At 36.0% G+C, this 14,588-nt stretch carries 16 protein-coding genes; 12 read left to right on the top strand and 4 right to left on the bottom strand.

The genetic code is table 11. The annotated features are described in order from the left end of the window. Nucleotides 1–116 precede the first annotated feature (116 nt). The 3 genes from M2372_RS06660 (at nucleotide 117) to M2372_RS06650 (ending at nucleotide 4,904) form a co-directional block, all read left to right on the top strand. Nucleotides 117–2,288: a TonB-dependent siderophore receptor gene (locus tag M2372_RS06660; protein WP_123319634.1), complete on the top strand. Its 2,172-nt coding sequence runs from the start codon at nucleotides 117–119 to the stop codon at nucleotides 2,286–2,288. Nucleotides 2,289–2,590: 302 nt separating this feature from the next. Continuing rightward, complete coding sequence (locus tag M2372_RS06655; protein WP_123320112.1) at nucleotides 2,591–3,865, top strand: PepSY domain-containing protein; 1,275 nt, start codon at nucleotides 2,591–2,593, stop codon at nucleotides 3,863–3,865. Then, entirely contained in the window at nucleotides 3,849–4,904 is a 1,056-nt protein-coding gene (locus M2372_RS06650; protein WP_123319633.1) for an alpha/beta hydrolase, read from the top strand. Before M2372_RS06655 ends, M2372_RS06650 begins: the two co-directional genes overlap by 17 nt. A gap of 114 nt (nucleotides 4,905–5,018) precedes the next feature. On the opposite strand, the gene M2372_RS06645 is transcribed toward M2372_RS06650, so the two are convergent. The 3 genes from M2372_RS06645 to M2372_RS06635 form a co-directional block, all read right to left on the bottom strand. Further along, complete coding sequence (locus tag M2372_RS06645) at nucleotides 5,019–5,429, bottom strand: hypothetical protein (protein ID WP_148060764.1); 411 nt, start codon at nucleotides 5,427–5,429, stop codon at nucleotides 5,019–5,021. Nucleotides 5,430–5,664: 235 nt separating this feature from the next. Further along, the gene (locus M2372_RS06640) at nucleotides 5,665–6,669 is read right to left on the bottom strand and encodes a hypothetical protein (RefSeq protein WP_148060763.1); all 1,005 of its coding nucleotides are present in this window, start codon (nucleotides 6,667–6,669) and stop codon (nucleotides 5,665–5,667) included. A 27-nt stretch (nucleotides 6,670–6,696) separates the two neighbouring features. Then, the gene (locus tag M2372_RS06635; RefSeq protein ID WP_123319630.1) at nucleotides 6,697–7,548 is read right to left on the bottom strand and encodes a hypothetical protein; all 852 of its coding nucleotides are present in this window, start codon (nucleotides 7,546–7,548) and stop codon (nucleotides 6,697–6,699) included. A gap of 68 nt (nucleotides 7,549–7,616) precedes the next feature. On the opposite strand from M2372_RS06635, the gene M2372_RS06630 reads away from it, so the two are divergent. From M2372_RS06630 to M2372_RS06620, 3 genes are read left to right on the top strand one after another with little or no spacing between them, the layout of a single operon-like run. Continuing rightward, complete coding sequence (locus M2372_RS06630) at nucleotides 7,617–8,135, top strand: Crp/Fnr family transcriptional regulator (protein ID WP_115972272.1); 519 nt, start codon at nucleotides 7,617–7,619, stop codon at nucleotides 8,133–8,135. Between the two features lie 59 nt (nucleotides 8,136–8,194). Beyond that, entirely contained in the window at nucleotides 8,195–8,737 is a 543-nt protein-coding gene (locus M2372_RS06625; RefSeq protein WP_310473118.1) for a DinB family protein, read from the top strand. Nucleotides 8,738–8,779: 42 nt separating this feature from the next. Beyond that, a complete protein-coding gene (locus M2372_RS06620) occupies nucleotides 8,780–9,292 on the top strand; it encodes a methylated-DNA--[protein]-cysteine S-methyltransferase (protein WP_123319628.1) in 513 nt (170 codons plus the stop codon). Nucleotides 9,293–9,397: 105 nt separating this feature from the next. Here the strand turns inward: M2372_RS06620 and M2372_RS06615 are convergent, their stop codons facing one another. Beyond that, a complete protein-coding gene (locus tag M2372_RS06615) occupies nucleotides 9,398–10,234 on the bottom strand; it encodes a tail fiber domain-containing protein (protein ID WP_123319627.1) in 837 nt (278 codons plus the stop codon). 266 nt (nucleotides 10,235–10,500) lie between these two features. On the opposite strand from M2372_RS06615, the gene M2372_RS06610 reads away from it, so the two are divergent. The 6 genes from M2372_RS06610 to M2372_RS06580 all read left to right on the top strand — a co-directional run bounded on the left by M2372_RS06610 (nucleotide 10,501) and on the right by M2372_RS06580 (nucleotide 14,586). Further along, nucleotides 10,501–11,265: an isocitrate lyase/phosphoenolpyruvate mutase family protein gene (locus M2372_RS06610; RefSeq protein WP_123319626.1), complete on the top strand. Its 765-nt coding sequence runs from the start codon at nucleotides 10,501–10,503 to the stop codon at nucleotides 11,263–11,265. Between the two features lie 2 nt (nucleotides 11,266–11,267). Beyond that, the gene (locus tag M2372_RS25525; RefSeq protein ID WP_123319625.1) at nucleotides 11,268–12,311 is read left to right on the top strand and encodes a bifunctional transcriptional activator/DNA repair enzyme AdaA; all 1,044 of its coding nucleotides are present in this window, start codon (nucleotides 11,268–11,270) and stop codon (nucleotides 12,309–12,311) included. Nucleotides 12,312–12,364: 53 nt separating this feature from the next. Then, nucleotides 12,365–12,970, top strand: coding sequence for a CDP-alcohol phosphatidyltransferase family protein (locus tag M2372_RS06595; protein WP_123319624.1), 606 nt, complete (start codon nucleotides 12,365–12,367; stop codon nucleotides 12,968–12,970). Nucleotides 12,971–13,085: 115 nt separating this feature from the next. Beyond that, nucleotides 13,086–13,688, top strand: a complete 603-nt coding sequence (locus M2372_RS06590; RefSeq protein WP_115972335.1) for a DUF2911 domain-containing protein — start codon at nucleotides 13,086–13,088, stop codon at nucleotides 13,686–13,688. Between the two features lie 2 nt (nucleotides 13,689–13,690). Then, nucleotides 13,691–14,218: a GNAT family N-acetyltransferase gene (locus tag M2372_RS06585; protein WP_123319623.1), complete on the top strand. Its 528-nt coding sequence runs from the start codon at nucleotides 13,691–13,693 to the stop codon at nucleotides 14,216–14,218. Then, nucleotides 14,215–14,586 carry a cupin domain-containing protein gene (locus M2372_RS06580; RefSeq protein WP_115972266.1) on the top strand — a complete coding sequence of 124 codons (372 nt, stop codon included), beginning with the start codon at nucleotides 14,215–14,217 and terminating at the stop codon, nucleotides 14,584–14,586. Before M2372_RS06585 ends, M2372_RS06580 begins: the two co-directional genes overlap by 4 nt. The last annotated feature ends 2 nt before the right edge of the window (nucleotides 14,587–14,588 follow it).

Raw genomic sequence — 14,588 nt, 5'->3', positions numbered from 1 at the left:
CGAAAACCCTTTATTTATGGCCTTTTTCAAGGTTTGAAATTTATGATTTGTGTCATATTTTTATTTAGAATCAATAAAAATAAAGTACTTTTGCGGCACTAAGCTTAATTATAAAAATGAAAAAAACTATTATTTCTGCATCATTATTAGCAGTCACCATGCTCAGTGCACAGGAAAGTGATACCCTTAAAGTAGCGGAGATCCAGTCAGTCTCCCTACAGGGAACTCATAATTACAGAACCAAAAAATCTGAATCCGTAGCCAGGCTTCCGTTAGAAAATCTTGAAAATCCAACCGTTTACAATCTTGTTCCTAAAGAAATCATCAGTGAGATGAGCGCAACCGACTTCAATACGGCGATGGCTTCGGTTCCTGGAGTAGTAGTAAGCAATAGTGTGAACGACAGTGGGAATGATGTTTTCCTGAGAGGGTTCAGCTCCAATGCCAGTTTCAGAAACGGGTTAATTCAAAACCCAAGGGTACAGTCGGAGATTGCAAATGTTGAAAGAGTAGAAGTAATCAAAGGACCATCAGGAACCTTATTTGGTGGAACTTTGGCCAATTATGGCGGGGTTGTGAATATTGTAACTAAAAAACCACAGGAAAACTTCGGTGGAATCATCAATTATACTACCGGAAGCTGGGGAATGAACAGAATTACAGCAGATGTCAATACTCCTTTAAATAAAGAAAAAACAGCATTAGCAAGGTTTAATGTAGCGGGGTATTCTCAGGATTCTTTTCAGGATGCAGGATATAATAAAGGAGTATTTTTCTCTGGAAGTATTTTATATAAGGTAAGTGATAAGACTACTGTAACCTTAGATACAGAATTTCATGCACCGGAAAAAACGTTGAATGCGTATGTGAGACAGTCTGAAAAATTGACTCTTCACTCAATGAAAGATCTTGAAGCTGTTCATGGCAGGTCGTTTACGAGTAATGATGTTGGATCGAAGAGAACCAATTTTGTAACAATGGCTGAAGTTACCCATAAATTTAATGATCAATGGACTTCCAGAACATCCTACCAAAGAGGAGAAGCCAACGAGAAAGAGTCTGTCTTTTTGGTATTGAACTATATGGATAATAACAGGGTAAGTAGAAGTATCCGTCCTTTTGACAACTATAAGATCACAACAGATAATATTCAGCAGAACTTTATTGGAGATTTTAAAATTGGTGGTTTAAGAAACCGATTGGTAGTAGGATTGGATTATTTCCAGCAGACCAGCAAAAACCAATATCCGGTATTTACAGTGGGTAAAAATACAAATTCTGCATTTGCTCCTTATCCTTTGAATGGAATATTCGGAGAAAATTACGGTACTGAAAAAGGAAATGATATTGTTATATTAAATGACACATCAGATTGGACTCCTATTTCGCGTGACGTTGTAAAAAAACTTCCAAGAACCGCTACAAAATATGAAATCTCTCAATACAGTACATACAGTGCCTATGTTTCCAATGTATTAAATGTTACAGATAATTTTCTTGTAATGGCAAGTTTAAGAATGGATCATTACAAAAATGGAGATATTAAAAGAAATGGAGTCGCCGGAACCGATGGCTATAGCCAGACGCAATTTTCCCCGAAATTTGGTTTGGTATATGAAATTAAAAAAGATGAAATCTCATTCTTTGCCAACTATGTGAATGGATTTAAGAATATTGCTCCAGGACCTAATCAGGATGGAATTCTTACCAAATGGGATCCGGAACAGGGAAATCAGTTTGAAGCCGGATTTAAATTAGATCTGTTTGGTAAAAAGCTACTGTCCACTATTTCTTATTATAACATGAGAGTGAAGAATAGAGTCATTGAAGATCCGGGAGGTTTGGGAAAAAGACAGGATGGTAATATCAAGAATCAGGGATTTGAAATAGATCTTGTCATCAATCCGGTAAAAGGATGGAACATTGTAGGAGGGTACGGGTATAATGATAACCGTTATGATGATAGAACTAAAGATGCGGGAAAGAGAGTAGCATGGGCACCTAAACATGTTGCAAACTTATGGACAAGCTATAAAATCATGGACGGAGCTTATGAAGGGCTTGGTTTTGGAGCCGGATTCAACTTTGTAGATAAAACCTATATCAACATCGGAAACCATTTCCTGGCACCAGCCTATACAACAGTAGGTGCTACTGTTTTCTACGATAAGAAAAAATACAGAATCGGTCTGAAAATGAACAATGCTTTGAACCAAACCTATTGGAATTTCTACGGACAGCCACAAAAACCAAGAGAATTCCTGGCCAACTTCGCATTTAAATTCTAATATTTTTTAAAAACAAAAAACCTTGTCTCAATCTTAAAGTTGATTGGAAAAGCGCAATGGCGCAAATAAAATCAGAGATTTCCAGCAAAAAAAGCCCGTTATATATCAATTTTCAAAAGCTTAAATAGAGTATACTATCTGTTTTCAAACGTCTGCGTAATCTGTGAAATCAGCGGGAAATAATATAGTGCAGCCTACAGTTTTATCGAAGATAAAATCTTTGCACCTTATAGACATATTTAAGAATCTTCGCGCCCTTGTGCTTCTCCAACAATAATGATCCAAAGACAACCCTTTCAGATATGGAAAATAAAAAAACTAACCCCAAGAAAAAGCAGGGGAAATCCCTGACCAAAAGAATTACAGGATGGCTCCATCTCTGGCTTGGACTCGTTTCCGGGATTATTGTACTTACCGTTACGCTCTCCGGAACGGTTTTCGTCTTCTGTGACGAGATCGTTGATCTTTGCGCCGGAACTGCCAAATACATTCAGGCTCCGGCTCATGCCAAAAAAATGTCACCTGAAGAACTGTTGGTTCAATTTCACCAGCAGGTTCCGGACAGAAAAGCTTTCTATTTTGATACTTACAGGGAAGCGGACAGAACTTTCCGTGTAGCCTCTGCCACCAAACCACCGAAAGATAAAAATACTGAAAAAGCAGAAAAACCTAAAGGCAAAGGAAGAGGACCAAGAGGCGTATTTGCCTATCATTATCTTGATCCATACACTGGAAAAGTAATGGGTTCTACAAAAAGCTACGAGTTTTTCTATGTGGTCGCTCATATTCATGCCCAGTTATTGGCAGGTAAATTTGGGAAAACGGTAGTAGGAGTGGCTTCTATTATATTTTTCATTCAGCTGATCAGCGGATTGATCCTCTGGTGGCCGAAAAAATGGAATAAAACAACAAGAACCACTGCATTTAAGATTAAATCAGGCACGAAATGGCGCAGAAAGAATTACGATTTCCATAATGTTTTTGGATTTTATTCTCTGTTACCGGCTGTATTTATTACCATTACCGGATTGGTTATGGCGTATAAGATTTTGACAGATCTTACCCAGGCTGCCTTTGGAGGCGTTGCTGATGCCCATAAGATTGCAGAAAAGTATGAGCCAAAATATGATCCTGATAAAAAAGCACTCTCTTTTAGTGATTTCATAGACCGAAGCTTTAAAGAAATTCCACGCGCAAACCAAGTCAGAATGAGCGTGCCGCGTAAGGATTCTGCCACCGTTTACAATGTGGTAGCGGCCAAATTTATAGGTTTAAAAAGTATTGTTGACGGTAAAAGCAAAGAAGTCAATAAGTATACCGGAGACGAAATCAATTACCCGAAAGAAGTCCTGATGCATGAAGTGATCGAACACATGAATTTTGACCTGCATGTTGGCTATTGGGGCGGAATGTTTGGGAAAATCTTCACCTTCATTATCGGAATCATCTGTACCAGCCTTCCGGTTACTGGGTTCCTGATCTGGTGGGGAAGAAGGAATAAATCCGGTAAAAAAGGAAACGAAATTAAAAACATTCATCAACATAGAAAAGAATCACATCATGAACAATTGGTTTAAAATTTTATATCTATTGGTATTTTCATTCTTCACATTCGGGAAAGCTCAGGAAAAGATTACAGTAGGAGAGAAGCAGACTTTATTTTCGAAAGTTTTAAATGAAAACCGGGAAATTTGGGTCCATCTGCCTAAAACGTATAACGATACGGCTATCAATCCAGCAAAGTATCCTGTTATCTATCTTTTAGACGGTGAAACCAACTTTGAATATTATGCAGGGTTGTCGGATTTTATTGCCAGAACTCCTTATGCCGATATTCCGGAATGTATTGTAGTCGGGATTAAAAATACAGAACGTACAAGAGATCTTACCCCTACAAAGTCACAGAAAAAAAATCCGGTAAATCCTGCTGTAACCCTTTTTGCTGATAGTGGCGGAAGTGAAAGTTTTGTAAAATTCCTGCAGGAAGAACTGAAACCTTTCATCAGTAAAAACTACAGAATACAGGATTATTCTGTTTTGGTAGGACATTCATTCGGAGGTCTGTTTGCAATTAATACTTTTTTGACCCATCCGGAATATTTCAACGCTTATGTGGCGAACGATCCGAGTTTATGGTGGGATAATGAAGTCACCATTTCCAGAACAAAAGATTACCTGGAAAAGAATAAAAAGTTTTCAGCCGATAAGTTTTTATACGTTTCTCAGGCAGATAATGAAGAACAGCAGAAAAACTGGAATTCAGACATGACACAGGCTATTGAAAAGTTTAAAGAGATTATAGAAAAGAATGGAACTTTAAACTATAAGCACCACTTCTTTGCAGGTGAGACGCATGGAACAGTTTCTTATCCCGGAAATTATGAAGCCTTGAAATTCATATTCAAAGGGTTCAGAACAGATATTAAGCAGCTTGCTAAAAATCCTGGTTTACTGGAGGAAGACTATAAGAAGTTCTCAGTGAAAATGGGTTCAGAGTTCCATCCTTCAGAATTTTATCTGAATGTGGTTCTTAAATTCATGAAAAGCAATGACTTTAAAGAATCTGAAACTTACTTTATGAACCTGAAAAATAAACTTTATCCTAAGGTTAAGTAATTGAAACCATACTGTAAATAGGATTAAATTTGGGTATATTGATAAAGATTCAATATGCCCTTTTTTATTCACTTTAATAAATTTTGCAGATTTTGAGCGAATTCCCTGTAAGATTTAAGGCTCCTGTTTCATAAAATAAAGACATCCAAAATTAAAAAATGCAAAAGGGACCCAGAAAGGAGAGGCAAGAACAGTGGCAAAAATAAACATGGGGATAACTCCTTTTAATCCTGCAGTCACGATGGTGTCTGACGGTAATCGGTTACCTATTGAAGTGAAAATACAGGCAGTTAATAAAGCTGAAAGGCTTAATCCTGCAGAAATTCCGGCAAGTTTCCATGTTTTATATTTCTTAGATGCTAAGGTTAAATTATAAAATACAAACCCATAAATGATAAATATAAACAGGGAAATAAGAAGATTATAAATGAACATTAAATCCGGAAACAGAATGAGTAGTATGATGTTGCCAACCAGTAAGTTGATGAAGATACAGAGCGTAAACAGAAGTATATTTTGTTTCATAATTGTGTTTTGTGTTGTATTAAAAGTACAATATTTTTTGATTCCGCACATTCCTTCAAAAATAAAAAGCAAACCTGTATATTTACAGGTCTGCCCTTAGGTTGTATTGTTGAAAATTTTCTTGCAGAAAATACAGATTGAGTAAATTCTGGGTGTCATTTTTCAGTTCATGAAATAATAGATAATTGTTTTTCTGAAGTATTTTCTTACTTTCTTTTTTTATCTGTTCTCCGGTTTAGTGTCTGTTATCACAATTAATATTCAATTCGGTCTTTTCTTTATTTAAAAAAGTAATGACAGGACATCCGAAAGAAGGCGTTGTGAAATTAAAGACTACAGGCGCTTTTCCTTTAAAAAGTTTGCCTGTCCACTGAGCATAATAATTGGTTTCCGAATTTTCCATTTTTTCAAGAGGATTGAATTCTGCACCATCCTCAATGGTAAATGTTTTTTCAAATATCTTTTCATTCTGGTCGTTAATGACTACCAGTTTACGTTCCTGAGTACCATATTCTTCAAGAAGATCCTGTACGTAATACGTAAGGTTTTCATACTTATACAGGTAAGTACCTCCATACTTAAGAGTGGAACCGGCGAAATATTTTTTCTGAATATCAGCACTTGCTTTTTCCCATTTGATCATCTTCATCTGATTTTCTACGAATGGATTTTTATTTCCAAAATAAGCAATCACGTTCATATACTTATCAAAGATATCATTTCCTTTTTTGGTATCAATTTGGAATCCAGTCATATAGGAGTCTGAATCTATTTCATCTCCTTCTACAGTATAAGGTGAGAGGTAAGCCACTGCTTTCAACTTATTCACAGGAGTTTTTTGCAGTTTGTTAGCCTCATAGTTGTAGAGATATAATGAATCATTTTCAGTAACGTGAATGCCGTCCAGCATTTTTTTTCTGTAGGAACCATCCAGTTCAATATAGCTCATCTTTTCAAATGGAAGTTCCTTTTGTTTTTTTAAAAAATCTGCAGGAACTGCATTTTTGTCAATATAAATATCTGATACGGAGATAAAAGTGTCCATAAGATCTTTACGCTGTACTGTAGAAACGTTATAAATATTGAAATTCATAAAATCTATTTCCTCTTCCGCTTGAACCGTTTTTACAGAATCTTTTGTGATGTTTGCCTGATCCTGGATCGGTTTTTTATCGTCCTTTTTACAACTTACAATCATCAGTTGTGAGCATAAAAGCACTAAGGCTGTATTAATCTTCATTATTAAGAATGTTTTGAATATTTAAGTTTAATTTATTTTATAGTAAGGCTCAGAATAATATTTACTTGGCTTAATGTATGCCATTTTTCTGTCTGCATCAAAAATCCAGATAAATCTGCGCATCATGTCTGCTCCAAAATAACTGATATTCTGAGTTTTAAGCTCTCCGGAAAAGAATCCTACGGGCATGTTTTTAAACACAAAATTATTCAGTTTGAAAAAAGGAAGGATTCCCTGTTTTGTAATGACACTTTGCCCCTGAGAGTTTTTCAATGTTTTTTCTCCGGTAACTTTTAAATGTTTATCGAGTTCTTTCTCATCTGCAAAATCATTGCTGTACAAGATTCCTCCCGAATATCCGGACTGGAGTGCAAAATATTCTTCCTGTTGCTTTTTTCCATCCACAACATTATCCGCAACAAAATAAAAAAGATCCTGTTTCCAGATAACGGGAACAGGCTGATATCCTTTTACATCAGGGAGTTTGTCATAAACTGCAAATTGGTTATTATCATAATCAATTTTAAAAGACTTTCCTTCAAAAAGGGCTGTACCAATCTTTCCGTCTGCTTCAAGGCTGGTCAGTTGATTATCAGTAAACCTGATGTCTTTCCAGCTCATTTTGCCAATATCTACCGTATTATGTTCACTTTCCCCATTATTGAAAATAAGGTGATCGGCTTTCCGTTGCCGTTGTGGAGAGATAGCCCCCTCCTTCATGGCAATCTGAAACATCAGATCTAAAGAATCTTTTTTATTGACAAGGGTTTTTACAATAATGTTATTATGCTTGGTAATCCGGAAAGGGATAGTTTGCTGAGCTTTTATACCGAGAAATCCGGTGGAAAAAAGCAGTAAAAAGAAAGTTTTTTTGAGCATTATTGGTGATCGGTGTTTAATCCTCTAAAATTACCCATTATCTTTGGAACACCAAATAATAAAATAGGATGGTTGAAAAATTGCTTCAAAGCGGGATTCATTGGGAACATAAGGATTTCAGACGGAATGAGTTTCTGAAGATCTCAGGAAGTACAGATACCCAGATTTATTTTATCGAAAAAGGAAGTGTGAGGATCTTTATGACCGACGACAACGAAGAAAGGATCATTCGTTTCGGATATACCGGAAACATTATTGTCTCCTTAGATTCTTTTCTTTCCGGAAAGCCATCAGAACTTTATATTCAGGCGATAAAGAAAACTACAGTTAAAGTAGCTTCAAAACGAGATTTTTATGATTATATCCAAAGTGATGAAGAGCATATGAAATTCTGGATGAATGTTTTGGAAGATCTCATACTGCAACAGCTGGAGAGAGAAAAAGATTTACTGATTAATGCTCCGGGTGAACGTTTTGAAAGAGTCTTAAAGCGAAGCCCGAAGCTATTTCAGGAAGTTCCGAATAAATACATAGCCAATTATCTCAGAATGTCGCCGGAAACTTTATCAAGGCTTAAAAAATCTTGAGTTCAATCAATATTTAAGAATAAACCGATCCGGAAATTTGCAGGAAAACAATAATGAAAATGTCAACCACAGCATTGTTAGAAGAATTAAAAAACAAAACCGGAGAACATTTGCACTATGCCAGAACTCTTTTATTAAAACCGGAAAATGAGCTAAATTCCAGGATTTCTGCCAACAGCTGGAGTGTATTGGAATGTCTGGAACATCTCAACCGCTACGGAAACTTTTATATTCCTGAGATCTCCCAAAGAATATCTTCTTCCAAAACCAATTCAAAAGCAGATTTTAAACCAGGAATTCTTGGGGACTATTTTGCTAAAAGTATGCTTCCAAAGGAGAATCTGAATAAGATGAAAACTTTTAAAACCATGAACCCTATTCACAGTCAATTGAATACGGCGGTGGTAAATGAGTTCATAAAACAGCAGGAACAATTACTTGACCTGTTGGAAAAAGCAAGATCTGTAGATCTGGGAAAAACAAAAACCTCCATCAGTATTTCAAAACTGATCACCTTAAAGCTGGGGGATACCTTACGTTTTGTCATCTACCATAATGCCAGACATATTGTTCAGGCAGAAAACGTTTTAAAGAATATATAAAAGATAAGGTGTGAATTCCGGAAAAATAGTAATTTTAAACTAATGGAAATCATACACCAAAAAATGATACAGACTCCATTGGGAGAAATGATCGCCTGTGCTATAGATCAGGGAATCTGTCTGTTAGAGTTTACGGACAGAAAGAGTGTCGAAAAGCAACTTAAAGCATTGTCTAAAAACCTGAAAGCGGAGATCGTAGAAAAAGAACATATTCATTTTCTGCAATTGGAAAGAGAGCTGAAGGAGTACTTCGACGGAAACAGATCTCGGTTTGAAGTTCCCTTATTCACTACAGGTACCGAATTTCAGGAAAAAGTATGGCAGCTGCTGCGTGAAATTCCGATGGGAGAGATCAGGACCTATAAACAGCAGTCTGAACTTCTGGGGAATCCAAAGGCCATCCGTGCTGTAGGTACAGCCAATGGAATCAATAAGATTGCTATTTTAATTCCATGTCATCGGGTGATTGGCTCCAATGGAGAATTGGTAGGCTATGCAGGCGGAATCTGGAGAAAACAAAAACTACTGGAACTGGAGAAAGCGATTCTATTTTAAAAAGTTCTTTAAGAAATATCTTATCCCAAAAAGGAGCATGAACCATTGAATAAAGAAAGCTACCTCACTTAAGAGATAGCTTTTAAACTTATTTTATATCAGAATTTAAATTTTTTGAATTCCCTCAATTTTTTGTTTCAGAGCTTCAATTTGTTTCTGCTGATCCTGTATTTTTTTCTCCTGATCCTGTAAGCCTTTTACCAGAACAGGAATCAACTTAATGTAGTCTACCGCTTTATACCCATTATTATCCGGAGTGCTTGAAACCAATTCCGGAATTATTTTCTCAATTTCCTGTGCAATGAATCCCAGGTGTACATGAGGATCATTTCCTTCTTTTAGTTGATAGGAAACCGGTCTGATTTTCATAATATCTTCAAGCCCATAATTGAGGTTCTGGATATTCTTTTTGAAACGGATATCGGATGGGGTTACTAAATCATATACATAAATTTTAGAAAACGCAAAATTAGTTTTTCCTAAATCTATATTATTATTCCCATTAGGATAAAATCCGGCATTATCCATATACATAATAGGATTGGCAGCATAAATAAACTGTAACTGATCTGCTGAGGTGGTTCCCACAACTCCTTTTCTGCCATAGCTGGAAGAAGCATTGGTTGCCTGTAGAGTCATTTGTACTCCTTCCGAACTCTGAGCACGTAAATAAGATCCATAGTTGGAAGCAGCATTGTTGATCTGAATACTACCGTTAACTTCTAATTTCTCTAAAGGATTTAATGTACCGATGCCTACTTGGCCGTTTGCCCTTACAATAAAATCATTTGCTAGTTGGGCAGGAGTGGGCTGGCCTGTACTCGGATTATCTTTCGCTCCATCAACATGAAAAGAACCTTGCGGACTGTTGGTGTTGACTCCTATTTGAGAATATGCCATTTGAGAGCCTAAGATAATGATAGCCAGTAATTTTAATTTCATTTTAACTTTTTTTTTTGATTAAAAATACGAATTATATATTATTTTTATCTAAATATTCTTTTTTAATTAAAAAAATAAATATTACTAATGTGTTTTATTTTAAATTTTTAATTTTTTGATTTATCTCCAATATAAATGATTTATTTTTAAAAGTGAAATGAAGTTATATTGTTTACATTTGGATAAAATCAAAAAACTAAAAATACCTGTTCATTTTCCGGTTGTGGATGCCTGCATAATATCCCTACTTTTGAATAAAAAATATCATGATCGGTTTCAAAAATTTACATCAGGGAGAGGAGCTTCTATTATTAGGTAATGTGTGGAATGTGCAGAGTGCAAGAGTTTTAGAAAAAGCTGGCTACAAAGCCCTGGCTACTTCAAGTTCAGGAATCGCGATAAGCTTAGGATATGAAGATGGAGAACAGATGAGCTTTGAGGAGTATTTTTATATTATTAAAAGAATAAAAAGTTCCATTTCCATTCCCTTGTCAGTAGACCTGGAAGCAGGATATGGAAGTACTCCCGAAATGATTGTTTCCAATATCATCAAACTGTTGGAAATAGGGGTGGTTGGGATCAATCTGGAAGATTCTTATATTATAGACGGAGAGAGGCAGCTTTTAAACAGAAACGTGTTTTTTGAAAAAATAAGCAATATTCTGTCAATACTGAAAGAGAGAAGAAAGGAGATCTTTATCAATGTAAGAACAGACCCTTTTTTATTGGGAATGGAAAACGCTCTGGATGAAACATTAAAGAGGATTGAAATGCTGGATAAACTTAATATTGACGGAATATTTATTCCCGGTATCACTGATGAAGAAGATATTAAAACAGTAGTGAAGGCAACTTTATTACCCATTAATGTAATGAGTTTACCTGATCTTCCGGATTTTGAGACCTTAAAAACATGGGGTGTAAAAAGAATTACTTCAGGCAGTTTTTTAAACAGATATATTTACCGGGAACTGGAAAAGATCAGCCATACGATTATTAATACCAAAAGCTTTACAGCAATTTTCATCTGATTATGAAGCTCACAGAAAAAATAATGTATGAAGCTTCCTTTCGTAAGGATTCTTCTTTTGAAGGAATATTCTGGATGGGTGTAAAAACAACCGGAATATTCTGCCGGCCCACCTGTACAGCCCGCAAACCAAAGTTTGAAAACGTAGAATTTTTTTCCCATACAAAAGATGCAATGTTGAAAGGGTATCGTCCATGTAAGGTTTGTAAACCTTTGGAAACACTCAATGTAACTCCATTATACATTAAAGAACTGCTGCAGGAGATTTCTGATGATCCCTCTTTAAAACTGAAAGATTATGATTTGGTAAAACGAGGATTGGAACCGGCAACAGTCCGCCGCTGGTTTGTGAAGCATCATGGAGTTACGTTTCACGCCTTTCAGAGAATGTCTAAGCTGAATATGGCATTTAAAAAGCTTCAGCAGGGAGAATCTGTTACCGAAGTCGCTTTTGATTCAGGGTATGAAAGTTTAAGTGGATTTAATGAAAGTTTTAAAAATATTTTTGGGGTATCTCCCAGCCATAACAAAAGAGAAAAGATCATTGATCTGAAAAGAATGGAAACCATCCTGGGAACCATGGTTGCCTGTGCAGACGAACACGGAATTTGCCTTTTGGAGTTTTCTGACAGAAAAGCCCTTCCAACAGAATTAAAGAATATTTCAAAACATTTTAATGCTAATATTGTACAGGGTGAAAATCCACATTTTATAATGCTGGAACAAGAACTCTCAGAATATTTTGATGGAAAGCGAACTGAGTTTACCGTTCCTCTTTCTCCTGTAGGAACTGCTTTTCAGAAGCAGGTATGGGAGATTTTACAGCAAATTCCTTACGGAGGAACCAGAAGTTATCAGGAGCAGGCCGAGATCCTGGGAAATCCTAAATCAGTACGGGCTGTAGCGAATGCCAATGGCTTAAATAAAATATCTATTCTGGTTCCCTGTCACAGAGTTATCGGAAGCAATGGGCAGTTAACGGGTTATGGTGGCGGAATCTGGAGAAAACAAAAATTATTGGAGCTGGAGCAAGCTATTCTATTTTAAATTTTTTAAAAAACAATTTTTATCAGTACCTTTTTACGATTAGAGTTTTTTTTATGAAATCAAAAATTCCCGCCATCTTAATTTTTTCAAGACTTATCATAGGTTTTACTATTATTGTTTTAAGCATTTTTAAAATTAAAGATTATCAGGTTATTGCGATTGTTCTTTTATCAATTGGGTTATTAACGGATATTTTTGACGGAATTATAGCAAGACATCTCAATATTTCAACCCAAAAGATCCGCCGTCTGGATTCTACTGTTGATCAGGTCTTTTTCATTTCGGCAGGAGTTGCTACTTATATACAATGTCCTGAATTCTTTAGTGAAAATATCTATAAACTTATTATTCTTGTAGGTGCTGAGTGTTTGATCTATATCGTTAGCTTCTTTAAGTTTAAAAAAGAGGTTGCTACCCATTCCATAGGAGCTAAGATCTGGACTTTACTGCTTTTTGCAACACTTATTCAGGTTATTTTACAATGTCAATCGGTATTATTGTTTAACCTTTGTTTCTGGATTGGATTGCTGACAAGGGCTGAAATTATTGCCATGCTTTTAATTCTGAAAAAATGGACGAATGATGTGCCAACTGTTTATCATGCCATAATGCTCAGACAGGGAAAAACGATTAAAAAACATAAAATTTTCAACGGTTAGATTGAATGGCTGCTATAGGGTATTGCAGTTGATGAATCCCGAAAAAACAAAAAATATTGAGGTTAGAGAAAGCTATTTTATTTTGATTTTTGTAATTTTAAACAAAAATTTACACGTGAAAAAATTATTAATAGCAGTTTGTATTTCAGTTTCAGGATTTGCTTTAGCGCAGGATTATTCTGTACCAGCAGCAAGTCCACGTCAGAAGGTAGAGCAGCAGTTTTCAATGTCCAAAATCTCAGTGGATTACGGAAGACCCGGAGTGAAAGGACGTAAGATCTTTGGAGAACTGGTTCCTTATGGGCAGGTTTGGAGAGCAGGAGCTAACTCATCTACAAAAGTTACATTCGGACAGACCGTTAATTTTGGTGGGAAAAATGTTCCGGCAGGAACTTATGGATTATTCATTGTTCCTACAGAAAAAGAATGGAAAGTAATTCTGAATAAAGATTTCCAGCAATGGGGTGCTTATACCTATGATCCTAAACAGGATGTGGTAGATGTTACTGTGCCGGTAAACAAATTGGCTGACAAGCAGGAATGGTTTGAAATTACCCTGAATCCAACAGATGAGAACTCAGGAAATCTCGTGATTAAATGGGATATGAATCAGGCTGAAATTCCATTGAAGCCAGCCAAATTAGATACGGTAATCAAGATTTCTGATAAGTTGAAAGAAATCCAGAGAATAGAATCAGACTCTAACAAAAAAGGCTAAGTATGAATTTTTCTGTTCAGTCTGTTTTAGAGAATGAAGAATTTCAATTAATCCCCTTACAGCAAGGGGATTTTGAATCTTTATATGAAGTGGCATCAGATCCTAAAGTATGGGAACAGCATCCTAATAAGGATCGTTACCAAAGAGAGGTTTTTGAAAACTTTTTCAGAGGAGCCATTGAAAGTGAGGGAGCTTTTAAAATTGTAGAAAAAGCAACTGGAGAGGTGTTGGGTAGCAGCCGTTATTACAACTTTGATGAAAAGGACAGTCATATTTTCATCGGCTATACTTTCTATGGGACAAAATCCTGGGGAAGAGGGATTAACCCTAAAGTTAAGAAACTGATGCTGGATTATATATTCCAATATGTAGATAAAGTTCATTTTCATATCGGAAAAGAAAATTTTCGTTCGCAAACAGCATTGGAAAGACTCGGTGGTAAAAAAATCGCTGAAGAAGAGGTGGCTTATTTTGCTGAACCTACAAGAACTAATTTTGTCTATGAAATCCAGAAAGAAGATTGGGCATGAAAAAATATAAAATTCAGCAATCTCCTTTTGTAGTGCCTACTACAGACGGAAAACTGATTGAAGAACATTGGGGGAATTCTACAGGAAATGCTAATGTTTCCATTGCTCATATGGTAGCTCCGCCGGATTGGAGCGAGCCTCACCAAACTCCGGAGTTTGATGAATTCACCTACATTATTTCAGGAAAGAAACAATTTGAGATTGATGGGGAAATTGTAATCCTTGAAAAAGGAAGCAGTATTCTGATTGAAAGAGGAGCGAGAATTCGCTACAGCAATCCATTTTCAGAACCTTGTGAATATCTTGCTATCTGCCTGCCTGCATTTTCTATGGAATTGGTGAACAGGGAAGAGGAAGGAGTAAATTAATG

The sequence above is a fragment of the Chryseobacterium sp. BIGb0232 genome, assembly GCF_024810195.1.
Classification (GTDB): domain Bacteria; phylum Bacteroidota; class Bacteroidia; order Flavobacteriales; family Weeksellaceae; genus Chryseobacterium; species Chryseobacterium pennae.
This window is presented reverse-complemented; position numbering and strand designations above follow the sequence as displayed.